10 protein-coding genes are annotated in these 14,894 nt (G+C 33.1%); 9 read left to right on the plus strand and 1 reads right to left on the minus strand.

All coding sequences use genetic code 11. From position 1 onward, the window contains the following. Window positions 1–285: 285 nt before the first annotated feature. The 7 genes from ACFO3N_RS15555 to ACFO3N_RS15585 all read left to right on the plus strand — a co-directional run bounded on the left by ACFO3N_RS15555 (window position 286) and on the right by ACFO3N_RS15585 (window position 10,942). Complete coding sequence (locus ACFO3N_RS15555) at window positions 286–3,573, plus strand: SusC/RagA family TonB-linked outer membrane protein (protein WP_250833883.1); 3,288 nt, start codon at window positions 286–288, stop codon at window positions 3,571–3,573. Window positions 3,574–3,576: 3 nt separating this feature from the next. Next, on the plus strand, window positions 3,577–5,091 hold the full coding sequence (locus ACFO3N_RS15560) for a SusD/RagB family nutrient-binding outer membrane lipoprotein (RefSeq protein WP_379799132.1): 1,515 nt from the start codon (window positions 3,577–3,579) through the stop codon (window positions 5,089–5,091). Between the two features lie 247 nt (window positions 5,092–5,338). Beyond that, complete coding sequence (locus tag ACFO3N_RS15565) at window positions 5,339–7,324, plus strand: putative porin (RefSeq protein WP_379799134.1); 1,986 nt, start codon at window positions 5,339–5,341, stop codon at window positions 7,322–7,324. A gap of 46 nt (window positions 7,325–7,370) precedes the next feature. Next, window positions 7,371–8,732, plus strand: coding sequence for a pyridoxal-phosphate dependent enzyme (locus tag ACFO3N_RS15570; protein WP_379799136.1), 1,362 nt, complete (start codon window positions 7,371–7,373; stop codon window positions 8,730–8,732). A 79-nt stretch (window positions 8,733–8,811) separates the two neighbouring features. Continuing rightward, window positions 8,812–9,294, plus strand: coding sequence for a 3'-5' exonuclease (locus ACFO3N_RS15575; RefSeq protein ID WP_379799138.1), 483 nt, complete (start codon window positions 8,812–8,814; stop codon window positions 9,292–9,294). Between the two features lie 76 nt (window positions 9,295–9,370). Further along, window positions 9,371–10,642: a DUF2851 family protein gene (locus ACFO3N_RS15580; RefSeq protein WP_379799140.1), complete on the plus strand. Its 1,272-nt coding sequence runs from the start codon at window positions 9,371–9,373 to the stop codon at window positions 10,640–10,642. Window positions 10,643–10,714: 72 nt separating this feature from the next. Further along, window positions 10,715–10,942 (plus strand): PspC family transcriptional regulator, encoded by a 228-nt coding sequence (locus tag ACFO3N_RS15585; protein ID WP_008466940.1) that lies wholly within the window; start codon window positions 10,715–10,717, stop codon window positions 10,940–10,942. Window positions 10,943–10,992: 50 nt separating this feature from the next. Here the strand turns inward: ACFO3N_RS15585 and ACFO3N_RS15590 are convergent, their stop codons facing one another. Beyond that, window positions 10,993–12,459 (minus strand): APC family permease, encoded by a 1,467-nt coding sequence (locus tag ACFO3N_RS15590; protein ID WP_095928756.1) that lies wholly within the window; start codon window positions 12,457–12,459, stop codon window positions 10,993–10,995. 263 nt (window positions 12,460–12,722) lie between these two features. Between ACFO3N_RS15590 and ACFO3N_RS15595 the strand changes: the two genes are divergently transcribed. Together ACFO3N_RS15595 and ACFO3N_RS15600 are read left to right on the plus strand one after the other, a co-directional pair. Beyond that, the gene (locus tag ACFO3N_RS15595; protein ID WP_379799142.1) at window positions 12,723–13,610 is read left to right on the plus strand and encodes a ComEA family DNA-binding protein; all 888 of its coding nucleotides are present in this window, start codon (window positions 12,723–12,725) and stop codon (window positions 13,608–13,610) included. Window positions 13,611–13,623: 13 nt separating this feature from the next. Further along, the gene (locus tag ACFO3N_RS15600) at window positions 13,624–14,766 is read left to right on the plus strand and encodes an acyl-CoA dehydrogenase family protein (protein WP_379799144.1); all 1,143 of its coding nucleotides are present in this window, start codon (window positions 13,624–13,626) and stop codon (window positions 14,764–14,766) included. Window positions 14,767–14,894: the final 128 nt, after the last annotated feature.

The raw sequence follows: 14,894 nt of genomic DNA on the forward strand, positions 1-14,894 counted from the left end.
GGCTTTATTGTAAGAATACACTTTGTTTTATTTTATTTTTTTGTCTGTTTTTTTAAGAAAAGCGCCATCTTAAATGTTAAATAAATGTTAATTTTTTGATTAAAAAAATTGCAGTATTTTATGTTTAAAATTGTGTATCGTATTGTTTTTGCGTTAATTAACTATTCATTAACAAGTATATGTTAAAGAAATATTAAAAAAATGTTAGAACGAGATACTAAAGCGCATTGTTCTTTTAAGAAAATATTAAGATGTTTGCCACATACTAATTCAAAATTTTTAAAAATGAAACTAAAGTTAAATGGATTCTTAGTGCTTTTGGTGGCGCTGATTACGCAACTAACCTTTGCGCAAGAAAGAACTGTTTCGGGTATAGTTTCCGATAATTCAGGAATGCCTCTTCCAGGTGTGAGTGTATTAGTTAAGGGAACTAAAAGCGGAACGCAAACAGATTTTGATGGAAAATTCTCTATCAAAGCAACTCCAAGTGAAGTCTTGGTTTTTACTTACATTGGAATGAAAACGCAAGAAGTTGCAGCTAGTTCTACAACACTAAGTGTAAAATTAACTAGTAATACTACAGAATTAGAAAGTGTTGTTGTTACTGCATTAGGTATTAAGAGAGAGAAAAAAGCTCTTGGATATTCTACTCAGGAATTAAAAGGAGAAGATTTAGTTGGTGGTACTACTGGCGCGAACTTCCTTAACGATCTTTCTGGTAAATCTGCAGGGGTATATATCAGAAAAAATACAAACTTTGGAGGATCTACAAACGTAGTTTCAAGAGGTGTTAAAAACCTTACTGGAAATAACCAAATGCTTATTGTTATTGATGGTATGCCAATTAATAACTCGAATGTGAATTCAAGCAATGGAGCACAAACAGCTGGAGCGCGTAATACTTATGATTACGGTAATGCTGGTATGGATATTAATCCAGATGATATCGAAACATTAAATATTCTTAAAGGTGCTGCGGCATCTGCTTTATACGGATTTCAAGCTGGTAATGGTGTAATCATGATTACTACGAAAAAAGGAAAAGCTCAAAAAGGTATGGGAGTTACTATTTCAAGTGAGTTTGGTGTTGGTTCAGTTGATAAAAATACTTTCCCTGTTTACCAAAACAAATATGGACAAGGTTACGGACCAACTTATAAGACTGATGGAACTCCTAATGGAATTCCAGTTGGACCAACAGGAGCGTTTTTTGTTATGGATAAAAATGGCAACCAAGTGGTAAGTACTACAGATGATGCTTCTTACGGTGTTGCGTTTGATCCAAATCTTTCTGTTTATACTTGGGAATCTTATACTCCATATTCTTCAAAATTTGGACAAAAATCTCCATGGGTAGCGGCTAAAAATGGTCCAATAACGTTTTTTCAAACAGCTCAAACATTCAATAACTCAATCTCTTTTGAAGGTGGTTCAGATAAAAGTAATTTCGTTATCAATTATAACAACTATAAAGAGAATGGTATTTTGCCAAATAGTGAATTGAGAAAAAATAACGCAAGTATTAAATTCAACCACAAATTAACAGATAAATTATCTGCAAGTGTTTTTGCTAATTATTTAGCACAAACTACGCAAGGTAGAAATACTACTGGTTACGGTGGTGATAACGTTGCGAGTTTATTCCGTCAATGGTGGGGAACAAACGTGGATATTAAATCTCAGGAAGAAGCTTTCCAAAATTCAGGCGGACAAAATATTTCATGGAACATGGCAGATCCTTCTAATGGAAATACAAATCCTAAATATTGGGATAACCCATATTTCACAAGATATAAAAACTACCAATCAGACGAAAGAAATCGTTTCATCGGTTATGGTCAGTTAGATTATAAATTTACAGATTGGTTAAACGCTACAGGAAAAATTAGTACAGATTCTTATTCAGAATTACGTGAAGAAAGAAAAGCTGTAGGATCTTTGGCTGGAACATTCGGAATTAACCGTTTGGCTGTTGGTTCAGGATACCAAAAATATACTGGTATGTTTTCTGAGCAAAACTATCAGTTTACATTAAATTTCAATAAAAAACTTAATGATGATTTCTCATTAACAGGTTTAGTTGGTTATAATGCTTTAAGAACTAGACGTACATCTACATTATCTTCTACAGATGGAGGACTTATTATTCCTGGAATCTATGCATTATCAAATTCAGTAAATGCTTCTCCATTCCCGATTGAGGTTGAAGACAATACAGCTGTAAACAGTGTTTATGCATCTGCTTCAGTAGGATTTAGAGATTTCCTTTATTTGGAAGGAACTGTACGTAATGACGCATTCTCTCAATTGCCTAAAGACAACAATGATGTTAATACATTCTCTGTTTCTGGAAGTTATGTATTCACAAAACATATTAATGCTCCATGGTTAACTTTTGGTAAATTAAGAGCAAGTTATGCTGAAAACCCACAAGGAAGTATCGATTCTTATGCATTGCAAGATGTATTTACTAAATTTAATCCATTTGGATCAAACCAACTTTATTCAAGACCAAACATTGCTAATAATCCAGAATTACGTCCTGTTAAAACTAAATCTCAAGAACTTGGTTTAGAGATGCAATTCCTTGACAGAAGAGTAGGTTTTGATGTGAGTGTTTACAAAAGTTTAAGTGAAGACCAAATCTTCCCAGTAGATTATTCTACTGCAACTGGTAACTCTTCTAGATACGTAAACGCAGGATCTGTAGAAAATAAAGGTGTTGAGGTAATCTTCAACGTAACTCCTGTTAAAACAAATGATTTCCAATGGGATATTAACGTAAACTGGTCTAAAAATGAGAATACAGTTGTAGATTTAACACCAGGTGTTGATGTTTTAACAATTGGTACATTCCAAGGAGGAGTTAGTATCGTTGGTACAAAAGGACATGCTTATGGAGATATTCTTGGAAAAGATTTTATTTACAGTGCAGATGGACAAAAAGTAACTAAAAATGGAGTGTATTTACAAACAGCAACTACTAATAATGTAATTGGTAACGTTACTCCAGATTGGATTGGTGGTGTTCGTAACAAATTCACTTACAAACAAATCTCTTTAGGTTTCTTAATCGATGTTCAAAAAGGAGGAGATATTTTCTCTCTTGATCAATATTATGGACAAAGCTCTGGATTGTATGCTTCTACAGCAGGAAACAACGAACTTGGAAATCCTGTAAGAAATACACTTGCTAATGGTGGAGGTGTTATTTTACCTGGAGTAAACGAAGATGGAACTCCTAATACTACAAGAACACCAAGTCCTGAGGTGGCTGGAAGTATCTATGGTTACAATAATAACCCACAAAAAGCATTTGTTTATGATGCAAGTTATGTGAAATTAAGAGAGGTAAGCATTACTTACAGTTTCCCTAAACAATTTATAGCTAAAGCAGGTTTGAATGATTTACGTCTTTCTTTAGTAGGTTCTAACTTATGGATCATCAGTAAAAATCTTCCAGATGCAGATCCAGAAAGTGGTATAAGTTCAGGTAACTTATCATCAGGTTATTCAGGAGGTTCACTTCCGACAACAAGAAATATTGGTTGTAACCTAACATTAAAATTTTAAATCATGAAAAAAGTACTTTTATTAATGTCTGTGGTAGGTATGATGGTTTCGTGCAGCCAGGACATTACAGATATGAATGTTGATCCGAAAAGACCAACAACAACCAAAGCGGAATTTTTGTTTACCAATGCTGAGAAGAAATTAGTCGATCAAATGGTTAGTACTAGTGTGAATAATAACGTTTTTAGATTATTTGCACAGCAATGGACAGAGACAACTTATCCAGATGAGAGCCAATATAACATTACAAACAGAAAAATTCCAGATACGCACTTTTTGGTTTTGTACAGAGATGTATTAGCTGATTTTCATGATTCAAGAGTTATGATTGCAGCAACAACTACTGCAACTCCTGCTGATGAAGCAATCAAACAAAATAAATTAGCGCTTATCGATATCTTAGAAGCTTATGCTTATAGCGTATTGGTAGATACTTTTGGAAACGTTCCTTACTCACAAGCAATTGATATTCAAAAATATCCTTTACCAGCTTATGACGATGCAAAAACGATTTATCAAGATCTTATTAAAAGATTAAGTGCATCTGCTGCAGTTTTAAAAGCAAATAGTACAGTAGCTAACTTTGGTTCTGCAGATATTATCTATTCTGGTAATGCGGCAAGTAATGCAAAATGGGCAAAATTTGCTAACTCATTAATCATTAGAATGGCAGTTAATATGTCTGATGTTGATCCAGCTTATGCAACAACTCAAGTTCAAGCAGCTCTTGCTTCTGGTGCTTTGACGAGTAATGCTGACAATACAAAATTGACTTATTTAACTACATCAGGAAATCAAAATCCATTATATGCTGATTTAGTAACTAGTCAGAGATTTGATTTTATTCCTGCTGAGCCTTTTGTTTCTGCTATGGACGCTGTTGTTCCTGGTGGTGACCCAAGGATGCCTAAATATTTTACTAACTTAACTGCTCCAGCTCCAGTTATTCCTGCAGGAAGAACATTTACAGGTGGAACTTATGGTTCGGCAAATGTTTATACAGCTTATTCACAAATAACGTCTACATTAAACAATCCAGTTTTCCCAGGAACTATCTTTGATTTCGCTGAGTTAAATTTCTTATTAGCAGAAGCTGCTGAGAAAAGTTTAATTCCAGGGGGTTCTGCTCAGGCAAAAGTATATTACGAAGCCGGGATTAAAGCTTCTATGGCAGACTGGGGAGTAACTAGCACTACAGCTATTGATGCTTACATTGCAAGTCCAAAAGTAGATTACAATAATCCTTTAAGTGGAGCAACATGGAAAGAAAAAATTGGTAATCAAGCATGGTTCGCTCTTTACAATAGAGGGTACGAAGCATGGACATCTTACAGAAGATTGGATTTCCCTGTGTTAAAAGCGCCTCAAGCAGCTATTAACAAACTTATTTTTACTGTTCCTGTTAGATATACTTATCCAGGTGTAGAAGCAAGTATCAATAAAACAAATTATACTAAAGCATCTGCTGATATTGGAGGAGATTTATTAAATACTAAATTGTTCTGGGATAAATTCTAATATTTAGAATATAATCCATATCAATTTAATTGATATTCAAAGTAAATTATACCCAGTTTGGGAATAAGAATAATAAATATTTTGATTTTTTTTGAGAGCCCCGTATACTTTTGTATACGGGGTTTTCGTTTCAAAAGACCAAAGCGATTCAAGCTTCATATTATATATTATGTTTTTTCGTTTATACCTTTTTATATTACCTTTGCTTAGCAAATTTTGTCAAAATAAATTTATACAAAGCCATCAAATGAGAATATTCATTTTTTTATATCTATTAGTTGTTCCAACTTTATTGTTTTCGCAAGAAAAAAAAACTGCTTCTAAAAATAATTTAGATATGAATACAGAATATTCAAGTGTCACTGATACCGTAAAAAAGAAAAAACAAAAGATTGCAACAATAGATCAGTATAAAATTGTCACTTTAGAACATGATACTATTTATGCAGATACGTCGCTAACACTTAAAAGTGCTTATAGGCAAAATCATCTGAGAAAAGATCTTTTTGGTCTTATGGAGTTTTCTAATATCGGACAGCCTGTAAATACGCTTCAATATAGTTTGACAAGTTTTTCTCCGTATCCTGAAATTGGTTTTAGCGGAAAGCATTCTAATTACATGCAAGCAGATCAAATTAGGTATTATTCTGTCGCAACGCCTCTTACAGAATTGTTTTTTAACACTACTATAAAAAAAGGACAGAATGTAGATTCTTTTATTACATTAAATGCCTCTAAAAATCTTAATTTCTCGATTGCCTATAGAGGTTTAAGATCTGAAGGAGATTATAATAATCAATTGGTTAGTGCTGGTAATTTAAGGATTACAACCAGTTATGCCACAACTAATAAACGTTATGCGATAAATGCACATTTTACAAATCAGGATATTTTGAATGAGGAAAATGGCGGTATAACAAATGATGCCAATTTTGAAAGTGATAGTCAAGATTATAAAAATAGACAAAGATTGCAGGTTTATTTAACCGATGCAGAATCATTCTTAAAAGGAAGAAGATTGTTTTTTGATCATGCTTTTAGAGTGAATCCAACTGACGGAAGTAATAATTTATACCTTACACATCAATTTAATTATGAGTATAAAGATTATGAATACAAGCAGCCAACTGTAATTTCTACAGTAACTGCAGACGACGGAACGACTAGTAGAGTACAAAGATTTGGCGAGTCTTATGCTGCAAGCAATATTAACGATCAAACTAAATATGAAAGGCTTTATAATAAAGTTGGAGCGGCTTACGAAAATTCGCTACTAGGTAAATTTATATTTTTTGTTGACGATTATAGATCAAATTACCAGTACGGACGAATTATTGTTGATGCAGATGGAAATGCTGTTCCAGACAATTTATATTTACAGTTTAACAATTTTGGTGCTCAGTACGAATATCAGAAAAATAAATGGAATGGTAGATTTTTATATTCAAGATCAATCACCAATGAATCGCTTTCTGATTTAGATGCTAAGTTACGTTATGATATGAGTGATGAAATTAAGTTTGATTTTAGATATCGTAACATTAATAAACTGCCTAATAACAATTATAATTTATACCAAAGTAGTTGGATTTCGTACAATTGGTCAAATGATTTTAAAAACGAAAAAATTAATTCGTTAAGTGCAGAAATTACAACTCCGTGGCTAACAGGACAAGTTCAGTATACGGTATTAAAAGATCATTTGTATTTTACAGATGTAGCGACAGATGCGCAAAAAGCGGCTAATATACAAATCGTTAATCCGATGCAGTACGGAAATGTGATTAATTATTTAGAAATAAAAGCTAGTAGAGAATTCAAATTTGGACCTTTTGCATTAGATAATACCCTTTTGTATCAAAAAGTAGATCAGTCAGATTTAGTTTTAAATGTACCTGATTTTGTAACTAGAAATACATTCTATTATTCGAATCATTTCTTTAAAAAAGCATTATTCATGCAAACGGGTCTTGTCTTTAATTATCTTACCAAATATTATGGAGATGATTATAACCCTGTTATTGCAGAATTTTTTGTGCAGCAAGACAAGAAAATCGGTGGTTTTGCAACATTCGATTTCTTTGTGAATGCCAGAATACGCCAGACACGTTTTTATTTAAAAGCGGAACATTTTAATGCTTTGTTTTCGCAAAGTAATTATTACTCAGCGCCTCATAATCCGTATCGTGATTTTGTACTGCGTTTTGGTCTGGTTTGGAATTTCTTCCAATAAAAACTGGCTTTTTTTATTTCGAACCACTAAATAAACTTAAATAAAAATGGACTTTTCAAATAATATTTTAGAAACAATTGGTAATACACCATTGGTAAAACTCAACAAAATTGTTGCTGAAATTGATGCGTTAGTATTGGCAAAAGTCGAAACCTTTAATCCGGGTAATTCTGTAAAAGACAGAATGGCTGTAAAAATGATTGAAGATGCAGAGGCAGATGGCCGACTTAAACCTGGAGGAACTATTATTGAAGGAACTTCTGGAAATACAGGAATGGGACTTGCGCTTGTTGCAATTGTAAAAGGCTACAAACTAATTTGTGTGATCTCAGACAAACAGTCTAAAGAAAAAATGGATATTCTTCGTGCTGTTGGTGCAAAAGTTGTTGTTTGTCCTACAGATGTTGAGCCTACAGATCCACGTTCCTATTATTCGGTTTCAAGGCGTTTAGCAGAAGAAACACCCAATTCTTGGTATGTAAATCAGTACGATAACATGTCAAATTCGTTGGCCCATTATGAGCAAACTGGACCTGAAATCTGGAAACAGACGGATGGAAAAATTACACATTTTGTTGTGGGAGTTGGAACAGGAGGAACTATTTCTGGAGTTGGAAAATATTTGAAAGAACAAAATCCAAATATTAAAATCTGGGGAATTGACACTTATGGTTCTGTGTTCAAGAAGTACCATGAAACAGGAATTTTCGACGAGAACGAAATCTATTCATATATAACAGAAGGTATTGGAGAAGATATTTTGCCTAAGAATGTTGACTTTTCTCTAATTGATGGTTTTACAAAAGTAACCGATAAAGATGCTGCAGTTTATACTAGAAAGATTGCGCTTGAAGAAGGTATTTTTGTTGGAAATTCTGCGGGAGCTTGTATAAAAGGTCTGTTACAGTTAAAAGAACATTTTAAACCAGAAGATGTTGTTGTGGTATTATTTCACGATTCTGGAAGCCGTTATGTTGGAAAAATGTTTAATGATGACTGGATGCGCGAGCGCGGATTCTTAGAAGAAAACATTACAAAAGCAGAAGACGTTATTAAAGATCATATTGATAAAGAATTAATCGTTGTTCGTACCGAAGAATTAGTGTCGCATGCAATCGAGCGTATGCGTAAATATAAGATTTCACAAATTCCGGTTGTTGATATCAATGGATTTGTGGGTTCTGTTGACGAAACAGATTTATTTAGAAGCTACGTTGCGGATAAAAATGTTGCCGAAAAACCAATTAAAGAAGTAATGGGCAAGCCTTTCCCAATTGTGAAACTAGGGACACCTATTGAAGAGGTTTCAAAGCTTTTTAGCAAAGAAAATGATGCTGTTTTGGTTGACTTAGGAAACGGACACCATCACATTATTACTAAATATGATATTATTGGCGCAATAAAATAAGCCTCTTATAAATATAAATAATCCATAAATCTTGTTGTAAATCAATTAGATTTATGGATTTGTCTTTTAAAATTAGAAAATGAATTTTACAGCTATAGATTTTGAAACTGCGACAGGATATCATCCGTGTTCGGTAGGTATTGTGACCGTCGAAAACGGAATTATTGTGGACGAATATGTCACTTTAATTAAACCGCCAAATAACGAGTATAATCCTTTTACGATTCGTGTTCATGGAATTTATCCTAAAGATACTATGAATGCAAAATCGTTCTTTCAGATCTATCCAGAGATTGAAAAGAGGCTAAAAAATAAAGTTGTAGTAGCGCATAACGAAAGTTTTGATCGAAATGTTTTAATGAAAACAATGCTCCTGCATGGCTTAAATTATGACGATTTAAATATTGCCACAAAGTGGGAATGCACAGTTAAAATCTACAAAGCTAAAGGCGTAAAGCCAACAAAATTAAGTGATTGCTGTCGCGAAATGAATATCCAGCTGAATCACCACGAAGCTTTGTCAGACGCAAGAGCTTGTGCTAAATTATATATGCTTCGTTAAAAAATTTTAATTTTGTAAGAATAATATTAAAAATTAATTACTTTTAGATTTTGTAATTCTACTATAAAATCTAAAAATGAAAGAGGACTTTCTTCATTATATCTGGAAATTCAAGAAATTTGATTCTTTGAATTTAAAATCAGTTCAAGGCGAATTGATAACGATTCTTAAAACTGGCGATTATCTAGAACTTGCTGGGCCAGATTTTTTTAATGCTCACATAGAAATCGGAAACCAAAAATGGGCGGGCAATGTGGAGATTCATTTGAAATCTTCAGATTGGTATTTGCACAATCACGAGAAAGATCCTGCCTATAAAAATGTTATTCTTCATGTGGTTTGGGAAAATGACACGGCTATTTTTAGAGAAAACAATACCGAAATTCCTGTTTTAGTTCTTAAAGATTATGTTTCAAAAGAAGTAATCGAAAATTATAAGGCATTGGTTTCTCCAAAGACTTGGATTTTCTGCGAAAGGCAATTAAAAGAGATAGACAGATTTGTTTTTAAAAACTGGCAAGAAAGATTGTTTTTTGAGCGATTAGAGCGTAAATCTAAATTTATTGCTCAGTTATTGGAAGAAACCAATCAAGATTGGGAAGCGGTCTTATTTTGCCTTCTAGCAAAGAATTTTGGACTAAATACGAATGGAAATTCCTTTCTGCAAATCTCGATGGCAATCCCGTTTTCGGTAATCAGAAAAGAAAGTTTTGAAATTGAAAATTTAGAATCGCTCCTTTTTGGCACTGCTGGTTTGTTGGAGGTCGAGAAAGAAGATGTGTATTATAAAGATTTAAAGTTTCGTTATTTTTATTTATTGCATAAGTATCAAATAGAAAAGACGTACACAGAACCTCTGCAGTTTTTTAAACTTCGTCCGGATAATTTTCCAACAATCAGGCTTTCTCAATTGGCGGCATTATACCATAAACATCAAAATTTGTTTTCTAAGATTATCGGTTTAAAATCTGTAGACGCTGTATATCGTTTACTGGGCGTGTCTGCAAGCTCATATTGGCAAAATCATTATCAATTTGACAAAGAGAGCCTGAAGAAGTCTAAAACGCTTTCTAAATCATTTATAGATCTCCTGATTATAAATACCATTATTCCGCTTCAATTTACTTATTCGAATATTATGGGCGAATCAATTTCAGAAGATTTAATTGATTTTATAAATGAGGTAACTTCAGAGAAAAACGTCATTATGGATAAGTTTAATTCTTTTGGTATCCAATCTAAAACTGCATTTGAAAGTCAGACATTATTGGAGCTTAAAAATGAATATTGTGAGCGGAAGGCTTGTCTAAAATGTGCTATCGGATTAGAACTGCTTAAAAATAATTAGATTATTTGTACTTTTGTAATCCTGAGCAGTCTGGAATCTAAAAATCTAAAGTATTAAATCTAAAATATAGAAATGTCAGCAATTTTAAAACTTAAATTCTTTTTTGAAAAATATGGTTTCCATGTTTCTTCAAGATTAGCAGATAAACTCGGAATGCGCGTAACAAGCGTGCGATTGTTTTTTATCTACATTTCTTTTGTTACAGCGGGTTTAGGGTTTGGAGTCTACTTGACTCTCGCTTTCTGGATTCGCCTAAAAGATTTAATTCGATCAAAAAGAACATCGGTATTTGATTTATAAAAAAAAGCTCCAAATCTAAATTTGGAGCTTTTTTTATGAAGTTGTATTTATTATTCTTCAGTAGGATTGTTAAGTTTAGATCTTTTCTTGCTATATCCAAAGTATACAATTATACCAATAATAAGCCATCCAAAAGATAATAACTGTGCATCTTTACTTAAATTAAAAATTAAATAAGAATTGATTGCAATTCCTAATACCGCAATAATTGGTAAAGCAGGAACTTTAAATGTTCTGGTTAATCCTGGTTGTTTTACTCTTAAAATCCAAACAGCAATACAAACCATTGTAAAGGCAAACAAAGTACCAAAACTTGTCATGTCGGCCAATTTATTGATTGGTGTAAAAGCAGCAACAGTTGCGATAATGATTCCAAGAATCATTAAGTTCGTTTTTGGAGTTCCAGAAATAGGGTTTACTTTAGAGAACACAGATGGAATTAAACCGTCTTTAGACATTCCAAGGAAAATTCTAGATTGTCCCATGATCATTACCATTAATACTGAAACCAAACCAATAGTTGCGGCAACAGTAATAATAGAACCAGCCCAGCCTTGTCCTGCAATATCAAATGCATAAGCAACAGGAGCTTTGATAGCTTCAGGATATTTTCCTAGTGGATTAAAGTCTTGGTAATTCATCATTCCTGTTAGTACTAAAGAAACAAGGATATATAAAGTAGTACAAATTAATAAAGAAGCGATAATTGCAAAAGGAACATCTTTTTTAGGATTAATAGCTTCTCCAGCTTGTGTAGAAACAGCATCGAAACCAACATAAGCAAAGAAAATAGCTGCAGCTCCAGAGATAATACCTCCAATTCCGTAAGCATTGTGCGTAGTTTCTTTTTCAATAATCTGAGTTGCTTCAGGAATAAACGGGCTCCAGTTTGCTGTATTAATAAAGAAAAGACCAGCAATAATTACAAAGATTACAGCAGATACTTTAAGAATAACAATTGCGTTGTTTGCTTTAGCAGCGCTTTTTGTTCCTTTAATAAGCAATGAAATAACTAAAAGAACGATTAAGAAAGCTGGAAGATTCATAGAAAAACCTTCTCCTGTGTAGCTTGCAGGATCTGTGGTTAACCAATCAGGAAGGTGAATGTGAAATATTTTGAGCAATTTATTAAAGTATCCGGACCAGGAAACCGCTACAGTCATCGATCCCATTGCATACTCGAGAATTAGTCCCCATCCAATTATCCAAGCAAAAACTTCTCCAATAGTACCGTAGGCATATGCGTAAGCAGATCCCTCAACAGGTAAAATGGAAGCAAATTCAGAATAGCAAAGTGCTGCAAAAACACAAGCAATACCTGCGATTATAAACGAAATAGCTAATGCTGGTCCTGCATGATAATAAGCCCCAGTACCTGTAAGTACAAAAATTCCCCCACCGATAATGGCACCAACACCAATGGCAGTAAGGCTCCATTTTCCTAGGACTCTCTTTAAATCACTTTTTTTCATATCGGCCTCAAAGGCTGATATAGGTTTAACTCTCCAAATTGACATATTATTTTATTGGTTTATTTGTTATTAAGTGCCAAATGTATTGTTTTTTGGAAAAAATAAAAACAATTATCATGTTTTAAGTTATAAAATCTTTGTTTTTTTTACGGTACTCGTAAGAAAGATTCTGTAAGTATTGATATTCATTAAATTAATTGGACTTTTATAAGAGATTCGATAATTTTTTAAAAGTTACTTTTCTTACTAATTTTCTTGATAAATTTGAAGGATTTTTCTTAAGTTATTCTTTAAAAGTAATTTTCGTCATGAATTTTAAGTCTTTAAACCAATATTTTCATTTTACTAAACAGCAACGGATTGGTATTTTTATGCTTTTTCTTATTATGACAGGACTGCAGTTATTTTATTTCTTATCTGATTTTAGTATTTCAGAAGCAAAAAACTCTGAAAAAGAAAAGTGGCTTGCACTTCAGTCAGAAATTGATCAACAGAAATTAACTAATAAAAGCGCAAAACCAGCTGACTATCTTTTCAATCCTAATTTTATTTCAGATTATAAAGGATATAAGCTCGGAATGTCTGTAGAAGAAATTGATCGTTTAATGGCATTTCGTAAAGAAAATAAATATGTAAACTCGGCAGAAGATTTTCAGGCGGTTACTGGAGTCTCGGATTCTCTATTAAAGGAAATTTCTCCTTTGTTTAAATTTCCAGATTGGAAACAGAATAAAAAGAACTATAGTGTCGAGAAAAAAGAATTCATTGTAAAAAACTTTCCGAAAAAAGAAAAGTTAGAAATAATAAATATAAATGAGGCAACGCAAGAAGATTTGATGAAAATCTACGGGATAGGAGAAGGGTTGTCCTCGAGAATCTTGAAGCAGAAAGAAATCGTTGGATCATTTGTATCGATGGAGCAGATGAAAGAGATTTGGGGGCTTTCACCTGAAGTTATAAATGAACTAAATGCTCATTTTAAAGTTGTAATTCCATCAAACTTGAAGAAAATAAATGTAAACGATGCTTCATTAAAAGAATTGGCTCAATTTTCATACTTCAAATATGGGCTAGCAAAACAAATTGTAACCTATAGAAGTATGAATGGAAATTTTAATAATATTGAGGATTTGGCAAAAATTAAAGATTTTCCTGTTGAAAAAGCAAAAATAATTAGTTTATATTTGGAGTTCTAAAAGAAACTAACTCATGAACTTTGATTACAACGAAACACAACTAATGATCGCACAGTCTATAAAAGACTTTGCAGAAAAAAATATTAGACCTTACATAATGGAATGGGATGAAGCGCAAATTTTTCCAATTCCGTTATTTAAGCAACTTGGCGAGATGGGCTTTATGGGAGTTTTGGTTCCAGAAGAATATGGAGGTTCTGGTTTAGGTTATCACGAGTATATTACCGTAATAGAAGAGATTTCAAAAGTAGATCCTTCAATCGGATTATCGGTCGCGGCGCACAATTCTTTATGCACTAATCATATTTTAACTTTTGGAAACGAAGAACAAAAGAAAAAGTGGCTTCCAAAATTGGCTACAGCCGAACATATAGGGGCATGGGGTCTAACCGAACACAATACAGGTTCTGATGCAGGAGGAATGAACACTACTGCTGTTAAAGATGGAGATCATTGGATTGTAAATGGCGCTAAAAACTTTATTACGCATGCAATCTCTGGAGATATTGCGGTTGTGGTAGTGCGAACTGGAGAAAAAGGTGATTCTAAAGGAATGACGGCTTTTGTTTTTGAAAAAGGAATGAAAGGTTTTTCATCAGGCAAAAAAGAAAATAAATTAGGAATGAGAGCCAGTGAGACCGCTGAGCTGGTTTTTGATAATTGTCGTGTTCCAGATGAAAATAGATTAGGAGAAGTTGGAGAAGGCTTTGTTCAGGCAATGAAAATTCTGGATGGCGGGAGAATCTCTATCGGAGCTTTGTCTTTAGGAATCGCAAAGGGAGCTTACGAAGCTGCATTGAAATATTCGAAAGAAAGACATCAGTTCGGGCAGCCAATCAGTAATTTCCAAGGAATCTCTTTTAAATTGGCGGATATGGCAACAGAAATTGAAGCTTCAGAATTATTATTGCATAAAGCGGCTTTCTTGAAACAAAAGCATAAACCGGTAACAACATTAGGAGCTATGGCAAAGATGTATGCTTCAGAAGCGTGTGTTAAAATCGCAAATGATGCAGTTCAAATTCATGGCGGTTATGGTTACACTAAAGATTTTCCAGTAGAAAAATTCTACAGAGACTCTAAATTATGTACTATAGGAGAGGGAACAACTGAGATTCAAAAGGTTGTTATTTCGAGGAATTTGTTAATAGAATAAAGAATAAAGAATAAAGAATAAAGAATGAAGAATAAAGAATTAAGAATTAAGAATTAAGAATTAAGAATTAAGAATTAAGAATTAAGAATTAAGAATTTCTCAGCAACTTTAAAAAAAACTTAGAATCT

The sequence above is a fragment of the Flavobacterium chungangensis genome (genome assembly GCF_042654045.1).
Classification (GTDB): domain Bacteria; phylum Bacteroidota; class Bacteroidia; order Flavobacteriales; family Flavobacteriaceae; genus Flavobacterium; species Flavobacterium chungangensis.

Bases quoted from the DNA above. Each gene is read 5' to 3' on its own strand.
- ACFO3N_RS15560 (WP_379799132.1), top strand. From the start codon at position 3,577: ATGAAAAAAGTACTTTTATTAATGTCTGTGGTAGGTATGATGGTTTCG.
- ACFO3N_RS15565 (WP_379799134.1), top strand. From the start codon at position 5,339: ATGAGAATATTCATTTTTTTATATCTATTAGTTGTTCCAACTTTATTG.
- ACFO3N_RS15575 (WP_379799138.1), top strand. From the start codon at position 8,812: ATGAATTTTACAGCTATAGATTTTGAAACTGCGACAGGATATCATCCG.
- ACFO3N_RS15570 (WP_379799136.1), top strand. From the start codon at position 7,371: ATGGACTTTTCAAATAATATTTTAGAAACAATTGGTAATACACCATTG.
- ACFO3N_RS15585 (WP_008466940.1), top strand. From the start codon at position 10,715: ATGTCAGCAATTTTAAAACTTAAATTCTTTTTTGAAAAATATGGTTTC.
- ACFO3N_RS15555 (WP_250833883.1), top strand. From the start codon at position 286: ATGAAACTAAAGTTAAATGGATTCTTAGTGCTTTTGGTGGCGCTGATT.
- ACFO3N_RS15600 (WP_379799144.1), top strand. From the start codon at position 13,624: ATGAACTTTGATTACAACGAAACACAACTAATGATCGCACAGTCTATA.
- ACFO3N_RS15595 (WP_379799142.1), top strand. From the start codon at position 12,723: ATGAATTTTAAGTCTTTAAACCAATATTTTCATTTTACTAAACAGCAA.
- ACFO3N_RS15590 (WP_095928756.1), bottom strand. From the start codon at position 12,459: ATGTCAATTTGGAGAGTTAAACCTATATCAGCCTTTGAGGCCGATATG.
- ACFO3N_RS15580 (WP_379799140.1), top strand. From the start codon at position 9,371: ATGAAAGAGGACTTTCTTCATTATATCTGGAAATTCAAGAAATTTGAT.